14 protein-coding genes are annotated in these 15,621 nt (G+C 65.4%); 6 read left to right on the forward strand and 8 right to left on the reverse strand.

Annotated features, from left to right (window positions below; translation table 11 throughout):
* Position 1 precedes the first annotated feature (1 nt).
* Positions 2–634, reverse strand: a complete 633-nt coding sequence (locus tag RT513_RS03900; RefSeq protein WP_088214287.1) for a J domain-containing protein — start codon at positions 632–634, stop codon at positions 2–4.
* 72 nt (positions 635–706) lie between these two features.
* Here RT513_RS03900 and RT513_RS03905 point away from each other — a divergent pair, with 72 nt between their 5' ends.
* Positions 707–964, forward strand: a complete 258-nt coding sequence (locus RT513_RS03905; protein ID WP_088214288.1) for a BolA family protein — start codon at positions 707–709, stop codon at positions 962–964.
* A gap of 3 nt (positions 965–967) precedes the next feature.
* Here the strand turns inward: RT513_RS03905 and RT513_RS03910 are convergent, their stop codons facing one another.
* Entirely contained in the window at positions 968–1,411 is a 444-nt protein-coding gene (locus RT513_RS03910) for a DUF4177 domain-containing protein (protein ID WP_290684828.1), read from the reverse strand.
* Between the two features lie 946 nt (positions 1,412–2,357).
* Positions 2,358–3,869, reverse strand: a complete 1,512-nt coding sequence (gene gatB / locus RT513_RS03915) for an Asp-tRNA(Asn)/Glu-tRNA(Gln) amidotransferase subunit GatB (RefSeq protein ID WP_290684826.1) — start codon at positions 3,867–3,869, stop codon at positions 2,358–2,360.
* A 148-nt stretch (positions 3,870–4,017) separates the two neighbouring features.
* Between gatB and RT513_RS03920 the strand changes: the two genes are divergently transcribed.
* The gene (locus tag RT513_RS03920) at positions 4,018–4,575 is read left to right on the forward strand and encodes a type 1 glutamine amidotransferase domain-containing protein (RefSeq protein WP_290684824.1); all 558 of its coding nucleotides are present in this window, start codon (positions 4,018–4,020) and stop codon (positions 4,573–4,575) included.
* A gap of 161 nt (positions 4,576–4,736) precedes the next feature.
* Entirely contained in the window at positions 4,737–5,315 is a 579-nt protein-coding gene (locus tag RT513_RS03925) for a lytic transglycosylase domain-containing protein (protein ID WP_088214292.1), read from the forward strand.
* Positions 5,316–5,497: 182 nt separating this feature from the next.
* Here RT513_RS03925 and pepN read toward each other — a convergent pair whose 3' ends face one another.
* Positions 5,498–8,059 (reverse strand): aminopeptidase N, encoded by a 2,562-nt coding sequence (gene pepN, locus RT513_RS03930; RefSeq protein WP_290684821.1) that lies wholly within the window; start codon positions 8,057–8,059, stop codon positions 5,498–5,500.
* Between the two features lie 117 nt (positions 8,060–8,176).
* Between pepN and RT513_RS03935 the strand changes: the two genes are divergently transcribed.
* Both RT513_RS03935 and RT513_RS03940 read left to right on the forward strand, forming a co-directional pair.
* Entirely contained in the window at positions 8,177–8,506 is a 330-nt protein-coding gene (locus RT513_RS03935; RefSeq protein WP_290684819.1) for a hypothetical protein, read from the forward strand.
* A gap of 119 nt (positions 8,507–8,625) precedes the next feature.
* On the forward strand, positions 8,626–9,405 hold the full coding sequence (locus RT513_RS03940) for a gamma-glutamyl-gamma-aminobutyrate hydrolase family protein (RefSeq protein WP_290684817.1): 780 nt from the start codon (positions 8,626–8,628) through the stop codon (positions 9,403–9,405).
* A gap of 46 nt (positions 9,406–9,451) precedes the next feature.
* Here the strand turns inward: RT513_RS03940 and RT513_RS03945 are convergent, their stop codons facing one another.
* The 4 genes from RT513_RS03945 to dapA form a co-directional block, all read right to left on the reverse strand.
* Entirely contained in the window at positions 9,452–10,651 is a 1,200-nt protein-coding gene (locus RT513_RS03945) for an amino acid aminotransferase (RefSeq protein WP_290684815.1), read from the reverse strand.
* 4 nt (positions 10,652–10,655) lie between these two features.
* Entirely contained in the window at positions 10,656–11,504 is an 849-nt protein-coding gene (gene sseA / locus RT513_RS03950; protein WP_290684813.1) for a 3-mercaptopyruvate sulfurtransferase, read from the reverse strand.
* 410 nt (positions 11,505–11,914) lie between these two features.
* Positions 11,915–12,388, reverse strand: coding sequence for an SsrA-binding protein SmpB (gene smpB, locus RT513_RS03955; RefSeq protein WP_035708467.1), 474 nt, complete (start codon positions 12,386–12,388; stop codon positions 11,915–11,917).
* Positions 12,389–12,494: 106 nt separating this feature from the next.
* Positions 12,495–13,367: a 4-hydroxy-tetrahydrodipicolinate synthase gene (gene dapA, locus RT513_RS03960; protein WP_088214298.1), complete on the reverse strand. Its 873-nt coding sequence runs from the start codon at positions 13,365–13,367 to the stop codon at positions 12,495–12,497.
* 145 nt (positions 13,368–13,512) lie between these two features.
* On the opposite strand from dapA, the gene RT513_RS03965 reads away from it, so the two are divergent.
* Positions 13,513–15,468: a lytic transglycosylase domain-containing protein gene (locus RT513_RS03965; RefSeq protein WP_290684809.1), complete on the forward strand. Its 1,956-nt coding sequence runs from the start codon at positions 13,513–13,515 to the stop codon at positions 15,466–15,468.
* The last annotated feature ends 153 nt before the right edge of the window (positions 15,469–15,621 follow it).

Genomic DNA, 15,621 nt, shown 5'->3' on the forward strand with positions numbered 1-15,621 from the left:
CTCAGTCACGGAAGTGGCGGCTGTCCTTGATCTGGTCCCAGGCCCAGACGACCTCCTGCAACCGGTCCTCGTCGGAGCGGTTGCCGCCGTTCATGTCAGGGTGCAGATCCTTGACGAGGCTCTTGTACTGCTTGCGGATTTCCAGACGGCTCCAATGGTCCTTGGCCTCAAGGATCTCCAGCGCCTTCCGCTCCGTCGGCGGCAGCTTCCGCGTGATGCCGGAGGTGGGCGCCTTGGATTGCGTGGCCTTCTCCCCAAGAACCTCGAACGGGTCGTCGATGCCAAGCCGCGCCCAGGCCTTCGCTTCTTCGGTGCGCTGCGCGAAGGGCTTCGTTTCCCGGCCCCATACCCGGTCGCTGTCCATCATGCGCTGAAACTCCTCCTCCGTGGTGGAGGAGAAGAAGTTCCATTTCAGGTTGTACTCCCTGACATGCTCCTTGCAGAACCAGAGATACTCATCGAGGTGGTCGGGTGATTTCGGGGCACGGTATTGGCCGGCTTCCGTGCATCCCGGATGGTCGCAGCCCCGCTGTGAGGTTTCGAATGCGCCGGACATGCCCCGCCGACCACGCGTGCGGCGCTTCTTGTCCGTCGAAACACGAATGTCGAACTCAAAAGGGGGGCGGTTTGACATGGGGGTACCTTTTCGACTCGGGCCGACGAGTTTAGAGTTTTTGCAGCGCGATTGAAGGGGTTGACATCAAAAATGGCGGTTACTGACGAAATCCAGACCCGGCTTGAGGCGGCTTTCCGCCCGCGGCGCCTGTCCGTGGAGGATGAGAGCGAAAGCCACCGCGGCCATTCCGGCTGGCGGGAAGGCGGAGAAACGCATTTTGCCGTGACGATGGAAGCGGAGGATCTTGGCCCGCTCTCGCGCCTTGAGCGGCACCGGGCCGTTCATTCGGCACTGGGGCCGGACCTCATCGCCCGGATCCACGCTCTCCGCCTGACGCTCTCCGCCTGAGGACTATGGCTGTCCGGGATCCGTAGGCCGATCGGCGACGATGCGCGGCGTGGATCCCTCGGGTGCGCTCGCGACCAGCGTGGGTTTCTGCTCCGCCGGAGGCAGGGAAGGAGCCTGCGACTCGGGCTTCTCGCGGCCCCAGAGGCGCTGAACCATGCGGATGTCGGGCCGCGCGGCGGGGGCAATCTCCCGGGGCATGGCCGGCGCTTCCTCGCGAAGCCTGCGGAAGACCAGCAAGGTTTGAAAGGAACTCCGCGCCCGGGACAGGAGGCCGCGGGGTTCTTCGAGAGGCAGAGTGTCGGCCCGCAGATATTCCCACCCATCCGCCGCCATCCTGTTCATGACGTCGGAAACGGTGGCAGCCAGCTTTTCATCGGGCCGCTTGACCCCTTTGATCTTTGCGGGGCGGGACGGGGCGGGAAGCGCCTTGTACTCGTACCGTGACATACGTTCCTCGTTCGTGAATCACGCGCGACGAGGCGCGCCTTGGGCCGCGTAGGCTAGCAGATGTGTCCGCCTTGCGCGAGTTTCAAGCTGAAATGGAATGGCGTGGGCGGGCTGTGACGGCCAACACGTGGTGAGGAAAGAATTTTCTTAAAATGTTCACTGAGACGACACGAATCATGTTGAAATGCTCTCAAGTTAAGCAATAATGAAACCCATGAACGCGATGATCGGGCGTGTTGGGAGGCTCGCCGGATCATCTGGGTGAAGGTGATGTTTGTCGTCACTTTCATCTGCAGCTCCCGCTTCGCTCACCCGGATAGCGTCGCGGGAGCAGTAAAGAAGTCGCGATGGGTAACTGTCGCGATAGGCGGCGTCGGGGCATGACTCCGAGAGTGGAGCGTAACGGCAGGGGAGCGGATCCGTTACGTGGAGCTTCGGAAGACTACCCGCGACGTAGCGAGGAACGGCGGCCCTAGGCCGCCGTTTCCTTTTTGGCACATGATCCAAAGAGAAAATTGTCAGCAGTCTGCCCCCGGTAGCTGCCATCCGGCCTTCTTGCCAAGGCGGAGACGTCTGAATGCTCTGTCGGTGACGATCAGGTCCGGGATCGCCCCGCTTTGATAGACTGATAAATAAAGGCGGAGATCCATTGAAGGACAGGAAATCGGCCCGGCCATGAGCCAAAACCTGCGGCTTCCGGGGTGATCTCCGCGTGAGGGCACCCCCGGGATGTTTTCAGCAGCCCGCTAACAGGCTGCTGAAAAAGGCTTTTTGGCCTCTATTGGGGCGGAAATCGTTCGCCATCTGACGAATTCCAGCCGGAAATCTATATATTTCCGTGCCGTTTTCCGATTTCCGGCACCTAAGCATGACACTTCAGGACGTTTCCCGCAGCCGCTAACGGTACCGGGCAGCGCCCCCGCAGGCCAGGACCCGCGGGTTCGGCCTAGAGTCCGAGCTTCTGGGCAACCAGCGCGTTTACCGCCGCAGGATTGGCCTTGCCGCCGGTCGCCTTCATCACCTGTCCGACGAACCAGCCCGCCAGTTTGGGGTTCTGTTTGGCCTTTTCCACCTGCGCCGGGTTGGCAGCGATGATCTCGTCAACGGCGGCTTCGATCGCGCCGGTGTCGGTCACCTGCTTCATTCCCCGCGATTCGACGATCTCCGCCGGGTCACCGCCTTCGGTCCAGAGGATTTCGAACAGATCCTTGGCGATCTTGCCGGAGATGGTCTCATTCGCCAGCAGGTCGAGAATCCCGGCGAGTTGCGCGGCTGAAACCGGGCTATCCGAGATGCTCAGCCCCTCCTTGTTCAGCCGGCCGAAAAACTCGTTGATCACCCAGTTGGCGGCCTGCTTGCCATCGCGGCCGGAGGCGACGGCCTCGAAAAACACCGCGTTCTCCGTCTCGGCGGTGAGAACGCCGGCATCGTAATCCGTCACGCCGAAATCGGCGATGAAACGCGCCTTCTTCGCATCGGGCAATTCCGGCATCGCGGCGGCGATGTCATCGACCCATTCCTGCTCGATCTCCAGCGGCAGCAGGTCCGGGTCGGGGAAGTAGCGGTAGTCGTGCGCCTCTTCCTTCGACCGCATGGAGCGGGTCTCGCCCTTGTCCGGGTCGTAGAGACGGGTCTCCTGATCGACCTTTCCCCCGTCTTCCAGAATGGCGATCTGGCGGCGGGCTTCGTAGTCGATGGCCTGCTGGATGAAGCGCATGGAGTTCATGTTCTTGATCTCGCAGCGGGTGCCGAGATGCGAGAAATCCTGCGTTGCCTGATATTTCTCGTATTGCCCCGGCCGGCAGACGGAGACGTTCACATCCGCGCGCAGGTTGCCGTTCTGCATGTTGCCGTCGCAGGTGCCCAGATACCGCAGGATCTGGCGCAGCTTCGCCACATAGGCGGCTGCCTCCTCCGGCCCGCGGATATCGGGGCGGGAGACGATCTCCATCAGCGCCACACCGGTACGGTTCAGGTCCACGAAGGACATGTTCGGATCCATGTCATGGATGGATTTGCCCGCGTCCTGCTCCACGTGGATACGCTCGATCCGTACGCGCCGCGCGATGCCGGGGGACATCTCGACCCAGACCTCGCCCTCGCCGACGAGCGGGTGATAGAGCTGGCTGATCTGATAGCCCTGCGGCAGGTCCGGGTAGAAGTAGTTCTTCCGGTCAAAGGCCGAACGCAGGTTGATTTTCGCCTTGAGGCCGAGGCCGGTCAGCACCGCCTGACGGATGCAGAATTCGTTCAGCACCGGCAGCATGCCCGGCATCGCCGCGTCGATGAAGCTCACGTGGCTGTTCGGCTCTGCCCCGAAGCCGGTGGAAGCGCCGGAGAACAGCTTGGCCTCAGACGCGATCTGCGCATGGATCTCCATCCCGATGACCAGCTCCCATTCGCCGGTCGCGCCGTGGATCACCTTGGGTTCGGGCGGGGCGGGGACTGTGTCCAGCATCTTGGCCTCCTTGGTCTCGGGATCTTCGCGTTACACGAAAGGCGGGGGAAATGTGCAAGGGGAAAAGCGGTTGTTGAGGCCGTCCCGTGCGGGAACTTCTCGTTTCAGGGCCCGTTTAGAGAGGGACACAACGAAAGGAGAGTCCCCGATGACCGATATCAGGAAAGCCCGCATCGCCATTCTCGCCACCGACGGGTTCGAGCAATCGGAGCTTGAGGTGCCGCTGAAGGAACTGCGTGACCGTGGCGCACAGGTCGAGGTCGTCACCCCGGAAGGCAAGGCGATCCGCGGCTGGAAGGACGGCAACTGGACGGACGAGATCAAGGCCGATCGCGAACTGGAGGAGGTGACCGAGAGCGATTACGATGCGCTCGTTCTTCCCGGCGGGGTCATCAATCCCGATAAACTGCGCACCAACCGGCGTGCTGTCGATCTGGTCAAGGCCTTCGTGCGGGAGGGGAAGGTCGTTGCCGCGATCTGTCACGGGCCGTGGATGCTGGTGGAGGCCGATGCCGTGCGCGGGCGCAACGTGACCTCCTACAAGTCGATCATGACGGACATGAAGAATGCCGGCGGTCATTGGGCGGACGAGGCTGTGGTTACCGATCAGGGCATCATCACCTCCCGCTCCCCCGATGATCTGGAGCCGTTCGTGGCCAAGATCGTCGAGGAAGTCAGGGAAGGAAAACATCAGCGCGCGGCCTGACCCCATATCTGAACCCCGTGGCGGTGGCGGGGATCCGCCACCGTGGCAGGGGTGTCGGCGGTTGACCGCCGACAGGATTTTCAAATGGTTGCAGGCCGGACCGGTTCCATCGCAGGGTCCGCGCGCCGGACGATCTGGTTCGGTGCAGCGCCCACGGTCCAATGCCTGTCACGTCCTTTCGCAGTCTCCTCCTCGTGGCGCTGGTGATGCTGCCGCTTGCCGCCTGTTCCACGCCCCAATCCGTCGAAGTGCCCACGGCACTCCCGGTTGCGCAATGGGACCACCGGCCGGAGGCAACGAAATGGACAAAATCCACACTCAATGCGCTGAAGGCGGAAGGGGCGGTCCTGCTTTCCGCCGTGCCGGATGATGTGGAGGATTTCTGCCCCGGTTATCGCACCGCGTCCACCGAGGAGCGGAGCGCATTCTGGACCGGGCTTTTCTCCTCCATCGCGCGGTATGAGAGCACGTGGAACCCCGAGGCCAAGGGCGGCGGTGGCCGCTACCTCGGTCTGATGCAGATTTCTCCCACAACCGCCCGTTACGTCGGGTGTGAGGAGACGGCGAGCGGTCTTTATGACGGGGCGAGCAATCTCGCCTGCGCGGTGAAGATCGCGGCGCGCAAGGCCGATCGGGCTGGCGTTGCCGAAGTGGTATCGGATTGGGGTCCGATGCATGATCCGGCAAAACGCGCCCAGATCTCCAAATGGACCCGCACCCAGGCTTACTGTCAGGTCTGAGGCCGCAAAGGCCGCTGCCGTTCTCGCGGGGCTGATTCCCCCGCAATCTTTCGCATGTCACGGGCAAGTGTCGCCACTGACCGGGTGACCCCGTTCCTCGTCGCTTGCGAACGGGATACCGCTTTTGCCCCGTTCGGATGGAAGGAGTGGAAAACGCCCGGCCTGAGCGGCAGGGCGGATGTTCATTCGGCCATGCGGCCGAGCATCTCGCGCATGTCTCGCGAAAGCCCACTTGTCGCCATCATGCGCTGCATCTCGCCAAGGGCGAGGCCCTGCCGGTCCGCGTCATACCGGCGCCATGTCTCGAACGCCGTGGACATGCGCGCGGCCAGTTGCGGGTTCAGCGGATCCACCTTCAAAAGCCAGTCCGCCACAAAGCGGTAGCCCGCGCCATCCGACCGATGGAAGGCCGCGTGATTGCCTGACAGTGCGCCCACCAGCGCCCGGAAGCGATTGGGCACCCTCCAGTCGAAATCGGCCCGCGCGGCCAGAGTCTGCGCCAGTTCCACGGCTGTCCCCGGCGCGGCATGGGCGAGCTGGAGGCTGAACCACTTGTCCATGACCAGCCGGTCCCCGGCCCATTGCCGCTGGAATCGGCCCACTTCTTCCTGCCCACGACCGATATCCAGTAGGGCGGCAAGGGCGCCGAGCTGCTCGGTCATGTTGTCGGCCGCCGCGAACTGCCGCGCGGCGCGCTGCCCCTCGTCGAGCCGGGTGAGGAAGCCAAGCGCCGTCAGCCGGAGCGCGCGGCAGCCGGCCGTCCGCGCGTCGGGCGTATAGGGGCCGGGCACGTCCATCGCCTCGTAAAGCCGTGACAGGGTAGGGGCGAGGGCCTCCGCCACGGCGAGCGTCAACCGCTGCGACGCGGTGTGTATGCGGTCCGGGTCCGGGGTCACACCCGCATCATGAAGTGTCTGCGCCATGTCGTCCTGCGAGGGCAGGCGGAGGGCCAGGGCGCGGAACGCCGGGTCAAGCGCCTCATCCCGCGCCACACGATCAAGCGCGGTGAGATAGTCGGGGCCGGGCGTCGCGCTCTCCGTCACCATGCGGGCGAGCACATCCTTGGCCAGCGCGCGGCCCGCATCCCAGCGGTTGAACGGATCGGTATCATGCGCAAGCAGGAAGGCCCGCTCCTCGCTCGATGTTTCCCGTTCCAGAATCACCGGGGCGGAGAAGCCCCGGAGAAGGGAGGGAACAGGGCACGTGGGCATATTGTCGAAGGTGAAGCTCTGCCGCGCCTCCGTCACCTCCAGCACGGTCGTCGGCAGCACTTCGTCCCCGTTCGGGTTCAGCAGGCCCAGGGCCACCGGAATGACACGCGGTGGTTTCTCGGGCTGGCCGGGGGTAGGAGGCGTCTGCTGGGCGAAGGTCAGGGTGTAGCGGTCGCCCTCATGGCGTTCGCTCACCGTCAGCCGGGGGGTGCCCGCATCGGAATACCAGCGCTTGAACTGTGTCAGGTCCCGCCCCGTCGCTTCGGTAAAGACCGCGAGCCAGTCCTCAATCGTCGCGGCATGCCCGTCCAGCCGGTCGAAATAGAGGTCGAGCGCCTTGCGGTAGCCCTCCTCTCCCACCAGCCGCCGCAGCATCCCGATCAGCTCTGCGCCTTTTTCATAGACGGTGGCGGTGTAGAAATTGTTGATTTCCACATAGCTTTCGGGGCGCACCGGATGCGCCAGCGGGCCGTTGTCCTCCCGGAACTGGCGGGCGCGCAGGGTCATCACCTCCTCGATCCGCTTCACCGGCTCCGACCGTTCGTCGCGGCAGAACTGCTGGTCGCGAAAGACGGTCAGACCCTCCTTCAGACAGAGCTGGAACCAGTCGCGGCAGGTGATGCGATTGCCCGTCCAGTTGTGGAAGTACTCATGCGCGATGATGCGCTCAATATTCTCGTAATCCGTGTCCGTCGCGGTTTCCGGGCTGGCCAGCACGTAGCGGCTGTTGAAGATGTTCAGCCCCTTGTTCTCCATCGCGCCCATGTTGAAGTCATCGACCGCGACGATGTTGAACACGTCCAGATCATATTCACGGCCATAGACCCGCTCGTCCCAGGCCATGGAGCGTTTGAGTGCATCCATCGCGTAGGCGCACCGATCCTCATCCCCGGGCCGGACCCATATGGCCAGCGCGACCTCCCGCCCTGAGCGGGTGGTGAAGCTGCTCCGATGCGCGACAAGCTGACCCGCGACGAGGGCGAAGAGATAGGAGGGCTTGGCCCAGGGGTCGTCCCATTCCGACCAGCCCGGCCCGGAGGCGACCGGATTGCCGTTCGACAGCATCACCGGCATGTCCGATTCGATCCGTACGCGGAAGGTCGCCATCACATCGGGACGGTCGGGATAGAAGGTGATCTTGCGGAAACCCTCCGCCTCGCATTGCGTGCAATACATGCCGTTCGACATGTAAAGCCCTTCGAGGGCGGTGTTCGCAGCCGGCGCGATCTCCACCTCCGACTCCCACAGGAAGGCGGTCCGCGGCAGCCGCGCCGCCGGAATCGTCAGCCCGCGGTCATCGGGCGTCACATCGAGCAGCACGCCGTCCATCCGCGCGGCGATCAGCGACAGGTGTTCTCCGTCCAGCCGGAGGTCGTGATGCCCCTCCCGCGCCGGGTTCGGGCTGAAGGCGATTCGCGAGATGACGCGCGTGGCATGCGGCGAAAGGCGGAACGTCATCTCGACATGGGTGACGAGCCACGCGGGCGGCAGGTAATCGCTAAGCAAGACCGGCGTCGGCGCGGTGTCTTTCATCTGTCTCTCCGCAGGCGCGGGGAACCTCCCCGGGAGCAGAACGTTAGGCAGGGAAGGAGAGGCGTGCAACCCGTCCGCCGGACCTCTCGTCCAACGACGCCACGGCAGGAGAAACCCATGTCCGCACCGAACACGAATATCGAGAAGCAGACCCGTCGCCACCGCGGCCCGTTGATCGGCATGATGCTGGTTGTGATATTCGCGGTGGGTATCATCTTTTTCTGGCTTGTCCGGGACACGGCCACGGCACCCGGCCCCGACGGAGCCGATGTTCAGATCGACGGCCGGACAGGCCAGCCGGTTCAGGATCAGACAGCCCCCGCGACTCAGCGCGCGGTGACGCCCGGCGCGCCGACCTCCGGCGAGACCGGAACTCCCGGCCAGTCCGGCCCCGCAGGCACGGTAACGCAGCCTGCAGTGCCCGTTGAGCCGCAACCGCAGAACTGATCCCGTGTATTCTGCCTTCGTTTCGGGCAGTTGACTGTTCTTTGGCGCCCGCGAAGCCGATGACCGCTTCTTTTTTGCGACCGGAGTTCATACATTGGTCGCAAAAGCGGGGAAAAGTCATGTCACGCCCGGTTGTGGGAATCATCGGCAATTATCTTGATATCGAGGGTCGTTATCGCGGCCATGCGGGTGGCGTCATCAACAGTGAGGCTGTGGCATTGGTGTCGCAGGGCGTGCCTTTGGTGGTCCCCGCGGATCCGCGACTGGTCTCCGTCGATGATCTGATGGAAGCCTGCGACGGGTTCCTCCTGACGGGTGGTCGGCCGAACGTCCACCCTTCCGAATATGGTGAGGAAGCGACCGAGGCCCATGGCAGTTTCGAGCGGGAGCGAGACGCCATCACCCTGCCGCTCGTACGGGCCTGCGTGGAACGCGGGCAGCCCTTCCTTGGTATCTGCCGGGGATTTCAGGAGGTGAACGTCGCCATGGGCGGCTCCCTTTTCCCGGAGATCAGAGACCTTCCGGGCCGCATGAATCACCGTATGCCCCCCGACGGCACGCTGGAGGAGAAGTTCGCCCTCCGCCATATCGTGAAGTTCACCAAGGGCGGCGTGTTCCACCGGCTGATGGGCACGGACGAGGTGATGACCAACACGCTTCACGGGCAGGGTATCAACCGTCCTGGCGCGCGTATCGTGATCGACGGCCATGCCCCGGACGGCACGCCGGAAGCGCTTTACGTGAAGGATGCGCCGGGGTTTACGCTGTCTGTCCAATGGCATCCCGAATGGAACGCCGCGAACGATCCCGTCTCCCGCCCGCTGTTCGAGGCCTTCGGACAGGCGCTGGAGGATTTCGCCAGCGCCCGCAGGGGAAGGAAGCTGCTCAGGACCGCCTGAGCAGCGAACGGACCTGAGCAGCAAACGGATCAGGCCACCGTCATCTTCAGGCCACCGTGGTCTCGCGCAGCACTTCTGCGACGGCGGATGCCAGCCGTGGGACGCTTTCCACGTTGAGCCCGGCCACGTTGAAGCGGCTGTCATCCACCATGTAGATGGCAAACTCCTCCCGCAGCCGCAGCACCTCCGCTTGCGTTAGCCCGAGACGGGAGAACATGCCGCGATGGCGGGCGACGAAGTCGAACCGCTCGGAATTGGTCGCCGTCCGCAGCGCCGCCGCAAGCTGCTGCCGCAGTTCGAGCATCCCCTCCCGCACGTCGCGAAGCTCCGCTTCCCAATCGGCACGGAGCGTCTCATCCTCGAGGATCATCGTCACGATCCGCGCGCCGTGATCCGGGGCGAAGGAGTAGTTCACCCGGTTCAGCGCTGCGAGATTATCCTGCGTGAGATCACGCGCCGTCTTGTCCGCCGCGACGGCGAACACGATCCCGGCCCGGTCGCGATAAAGGCCGAAGTTCTTGGAGCAGCTCGCCGCCACCAGCACTTCCGGCAGGCGGGAAACCAGAAGCCGCGTCGCCGCCGCGTCTTCCTCGATCCCGTCGCCGAAGCCCTGATAAGCGATATCGACCAGCGCGACGGCCTTCCGTTCCACCAGCAGATCGGCGATGCGATCCCACAGCGCGGCAGTGGGATTGGCGCCCGTCGGGTTGTGGCAGCAGCCGTGCAGCAGGACGATATCGCCCTCCGCCACGCCCGCGAGATCGGCCAGCAGCCCCGCCTCGTCCACCTCACCCGTGACCGGGTCGAAATAGCGGTATCCGCGATGGGCGATACCCAGATGGCGGGCGATGGACGGATGGTTGGGCCAGGTCGGTTCAGGTATCCACAGCGTAGCCCCCGGTGTCGCCGCGCGGGCAAGCTCCAGCGCCTGATGCAGCGCTCCGGTGCCGCCCGGCGTTGCCGCCGCCGCGATCCGGTCGAGCGGGCGATCGCCGCCCAGCACGAGCTCGCCCATCGCCAGCAGATAGGCCGGGTCGCCCGCCAGCGCGGTATAGGCCTTGGTCGGCTGCGTCTCCGCCAGCCGCTTCTCCGCCGTGCGGACGGCGCGCATCACCGGCGTATGGCCCGTCGCATCCTTGTAGACGCCAACGCCGAGGTCCACCTTCTCCGCCCGCGGATCGGCGCGGAAAAGCTGCGTGATGTGGAGGATCTTGTCGGCGGGCTGCGGTTTCAGATTGGAAAGCACGGGTTCATCCTTTCTCGACGGGGAGATCTTCCCTGCCGCCCCATTCGGTCCACGAGCCGTCATAGAGCGCGTGGCCCTGATTGCCGATCCGTTCGAGCGCGAGGCTCAACACGGCCGCCGTCACGCCAGAGCCGCAGCTGGTGATGACGGGGCGGTCAAGGTCGATGCCCGCAGCCGCGAAGACGGTGCGGAGCGCCTCGATCTCCTTCATGGTGCCGTCTGCGTTCAGCAATGTCTTGAAGGGCACATTCCGCGCGCCCGGAATATGGCCGGAGCGCAGACCGGCGCGCGGCTCCGGCACCTCTCCGCGGAAGCGTTCGCCAGCACGTGCATCGGCGATGTTCGGCGCGCCGCTCTCAACGCTTGCCAGAACCTCGGCGGCGCTGCGGACAAGACCGGTTTCAGGGCGGGGCTGAAAATTCCCGCCGCCCACGGTCGCGGGACCGCTTTCCACGGGCCGCCCTTCCGCCCGCCACTTCGGCAGGCCACCGTCCATCACGGCGATCCGGTCGAAGCCCATATGCCGGAACAGCCACCAGACCCGCGCGGCGGAAAACAGGCCCGCACCATCATAGACCACCACCTGATCGCCCTTGCGGATGCCCAGATCGACCGCTGCCGCTGCGAAATCCTCCGCAGGCGGCACCATATGGGGGAGGGGGGTGGCCGGATCGCTCACCGCGTCGATATCGAAGAAGCGGGCGCCGGGAAGGTGGGCTGCCTCGAACTCGGCCCCGGGGTCGCGCTTGTCGGCCGGCATGTACCACGAGGCGTCGAGCAGCTTCAGCGCCGGATCATCCAGCCGCGCCGCGACCCAACCGGTGGAAACAAGGGTTTTCGGATCGTCCTGCATCGCGCTCTCCCTATATGCAGCGGGTTATGACGCCGCAGGGCGGGACAGGCAAGAGTGGTCAGGAGGGCGCTGCGCTGCAAAGCCGTTGCGGGCCGGATTAGGCCCGTCGGGCGCGCCGACGCTGCGGCCATGCACGCAGAAGCCCTTTCCTTGCGCCGCCTGGATTAGGCTCCGCTGGCGCGCGGACGTCGCACCTTAGCAGGCTGCTGAAAAAGGCATTTGGCCAGTGTTGGAGCGGAAATCGTTCGCCATCTGACGAAATCCAGCCGGAAATCTATAGACTTCCGGGCGTTTGCGGGCCGATTTTCCGATTTCCGGCACAGAGGCATGACATTTCAGGACTTTTCAGCAGCCTAGTAGCAAAATGCCGGACGTCGGTCACAGGCCCGGCTGGCGCCCGGATGTCTCCGTCAGCCCCGATCCCGCAGAAGGCGCTGCTTCTGCCGGTTCCAGTCGCGCTTGGCTTCGGTCTCGCGCTTGTCGGCGACTTTCTTGCCCTTGGCGATGCCGATTTTCAGCTTCACGATGCCGCGGTCATTGAAATACATCGACAGGGGAACCACGGTCATCCCCTCCCGCGCGGTGGCGTTCCAGAGCCGCGACAGTTCCCGCCGGGAGACGAGGAGCTTGCGCCGCCGCCGCTCCTCATGTCCGAAGATCCCGGCTTCCTTGTAGGCCGCGATATAGGAGTTGATGAGCCACAGCTCCCCCTGCTCCACATTCGCATAGCTTTCCGCGATGTTTGACTGACCGCGGCGGAGGGATTTCACCTCCGACCCCGTCAGAATGATACCGGCTTCGAGGTCGCTCTCGATGAAATAGTCGAACCGCGCGCGGCGGTTCTCGGCGATGAGCTTGGAGTTGGGATCGGATTTCTGGGCCATGATCGCCGTCAGATAGGGGAGAGGAAGGGCCCTGTCCACTCACTTGCCGCGCATCGGGGGGTCAACCCCCCCGATGGCGTTGCGGAAATGCGCCCTGCACCCTGCTTCAGAGAAGCCCCGCATGCTCCATCGCCGCGCGGATCGCGGCCTTGGTGCCTTCGGTGAGCGGGGTGAGCGGCAGGCGCACCTCCTCCGCGCAGCGCCCGAGCAGCGACAGGCCGTATTTCGCCCCTGCCACGCCCGGCTCAAGGAAGATCGCGGTATGCAGCGGCATCAGCCTGTCCTGATAGTCCAGCGCCTTGGCGTAATCGCCTGCGAGCGTTGCCGCCTGAAACTCGGCGCAGAGCCGGGGGGCGACATTGGCCGTGACGGAGATGCAGCCAACGCCGCCATGGGCGTTGAAGCCGAGCGCCGTCGCATCCTCGCCCGAGAGCTGGATGAAGTCCGGCCCGCAGAACTGCCGCTGGAGCGACACCCGTTCGATCCGGCCGGTCGCGTCCTTTACGCCCACGATCCGCGGCAACTTCGCAAGCGCGCCCATCGTTTCCGGCATCATGTCCACCACGGAGCGTCCGGGGATGTTGTAGATGATGATCGGCAGGGAGGAAGCGTCGTGCATCGCGGTGAAATGCGCGACCATGCCCGCCTGCGTGGGCTTGTTGTAGTAGGGAGTCACGACGAGCGCCGCCGTGGCGCCTGCGGCTTCTGCGTGGCGGATCAGGTCGATCCCCTCCGCCGTCGCGTTGGAGCCGGCGCCCGCGATCACCGGCACGCGGCCACGGGCGACGCGCACGACCTCCTCGATGACGCGGCCATGCTCCTCATGCGTGACCGTCGGGCTTTCACCAGTGGTGCCGACGGGGACGAGGCCGCTCGACCCCTCCGCGATATGCCATTCGACCAAGCTTTCGAGCGTGGCGAGATCAAGCTTTCCGTCCTTGAACGGCGTGACCAGAGCTGGAAGAGACCCCTTGAACATCGTGCACCTCCTTGGGCTTCCGGCCCGGTTCCTTCGGGCGCCTTTTAATCATCGCGGAAGCGGTTGCCAACTGGCCCTATTGTGAGTTGGAGGACGCCTCTCGCATCGCTACACTCCCGGCAAAACAAGAAGCAGGTTCCGTCACATGTCCCGTCTCGTCCCCGCCGTTGCCGCGGCCTTTCTGCTGGCCTCGTTCGCCGCGCCCTTTGCCCAGGCCGCGGCGGAGCAGCGTCCGGCGAACCGTCTCGCCGCCGCGCTGGACGCGGCCGGGCGGCAGGACTGGGACGCCGCGCAGGCTTCTGCCCGGACATCCGGGCCCATCGCGGCGGACATCATCGAATGGCTCCGGCTCCGGCAGGGGGAAGGGAGTTTCGGCGCCTATACCGCCTTCGTGGCGCGGCACGGCGACTGGCCGGGGATAGACCTCGTGCGGCGACGGGGGGAGGCGGCCATTCCGCCGGGCGCCGACCCGGACCGGGTGATCGGCTTCTTCGGGACGCAGCGCCCGCTGACCGGGCAGGGGGCGCTGGCGCTCGGCGCGGCCTGGAAGGCCAAGGGGCAGACGGACAAGGCCGCGGCGGTCGTCACCCGCGCCTGGCGGGAACTGCCGCTCACCGAGAGCGAGCAGGCGGCGCTGATCTCGGCCTGGCCCGCGCTGCTGGCCAAGCATCATGTCGAGCGGCTGGACAACATGCTCTGGCGCGAACGGTTTACGGATGCGGAGCGGATGCTGCCGCTGGTCAACGGGAACTGGCAGGCGCTGGCGCGCGCGCGGATCGCCCTGCGGCGCGATCTGCCGGGGGTGGACGGTTTCATCAATGCGGTCCCCGACAGGGCGCAGTCGGACCCGGGTCTTGCCTGGGAGCGGTTCGCTTGGCGGATGCGCAAGAGCCGGTATGAGGAGGCGGCACTGTATCTCGACGGGCTGGACCGCAGCCCCGCCTCGCTCGGCAGGCCGGAGATCTGGGCGGAGCGGCGGGCGCTGCTAGCGCGGCGGGAGATGCGGCTGGGCGATACCAAGCTGGCCTACCGGCTGGCCTCGCAGCACGGGCTGACAAAAGGCGCGGATTACGCCGATCTCGAATGGCTCGCGGGCTATATCGCGCTGCAGCGGCTCAACAATCCCCGGCAGGCGATGACGCATTTCCGCAATGTGCGGACGGCGGTGAACTCTCCCATCAGCCTAGGGCGCGCGGCCTATTGGGAAGGGCGCGCGGCGGAAGCTGCGGGCGATCGCAAGGCCGCCGGAGCGGCCTATGCGCTGGCCGCCGAGTTCCAGACCGGCTTCTATGGCCAGCTCGCGGCGGAGCGGATCGGCCAGCCCATGAAGACCGATCTGGCAGGAACGGCCAAGGTGCCCGACTGGCGTGGCGCTCCCTTCACCCGCGATTCGCGGTTTCAGGCGGCAGAGCTTTTGCAGGCGGCAGGGGCCCGCGATCAGGCGAAGCGGTTCTACATCGCGCTCGCCGATTCGCTCGATGCGGGCGGATTGGCGCAGCTGGGGGAGGCGGCGCTGGCGAAGGGGGAGCCGAATATCGCGCTTCTGGTCGCGAAGGAGGCGGCCTCCCGCTCCATCGTGCTGCCGCGCGCCTATTTCCCCACGATGGAACTCGCCCGGCTCGACCTGCCGGTGGAGCGGGCTCTGGCCCTGTCCATCGCCCGGCGGGAGAGCGAGTTCGACGCGGGCGTCGTGTCCTCCGCCGGCGCGCGCGGGCTGATGCAGGTCATGCCCGGCACCGCCGAGCAGATGTCGCGCAAGCTGGGCGTGGCCTTCGCGCCGCAGAAGCTCACCAGCGACTGGACCTACAACGCGCGGATGGGCGCCGCCTATCTCGCCCATTTGCAGGAGGAGTTCGGCGGTTCCGTGGCGTTGCTGGCGGCGAGCTACAACGCAGGGCCGGGGCGGGTCCGGGAATGGATCGCGACCTATGGCGACCCCCGTTCACGTGAGGTGGACGTGGTGGACTGGATCGAGAGCATCCCGTTCACCGAAACCCGGAACTACGTGATGCGCGTGGCGGAGGCACTCCCCATCTATCGCGCGCGGCTTGCCGGAAAGACGGTGGAACTGCGCCCCACGGCGGATCTGAAGTCTCGGTAAAGCGGGCAAGTTGCGCTGGAACGGGCGTCCGGTCCCGCAGGTCCGGGCGGTTCCGTCAGGGGCGGACCCATCCATCCGCCTTCGCCGGAGCAAAGGCGGCTTGGCATTGCGGCGGCATCTCTCGAAGGCATTTCGAATGGTGCGAATGCGGGG

Origin of the sequence: Haematobacter sp. (genome assembly GCF_032102465.1) — a bacterium.
Taxonomy (GTDB): domain Bacteria; phylum Pseudomonadota; class Alphaproteobacteria; order Rhodobacterales; family Rhodobacteraceae; genus Haematobacter.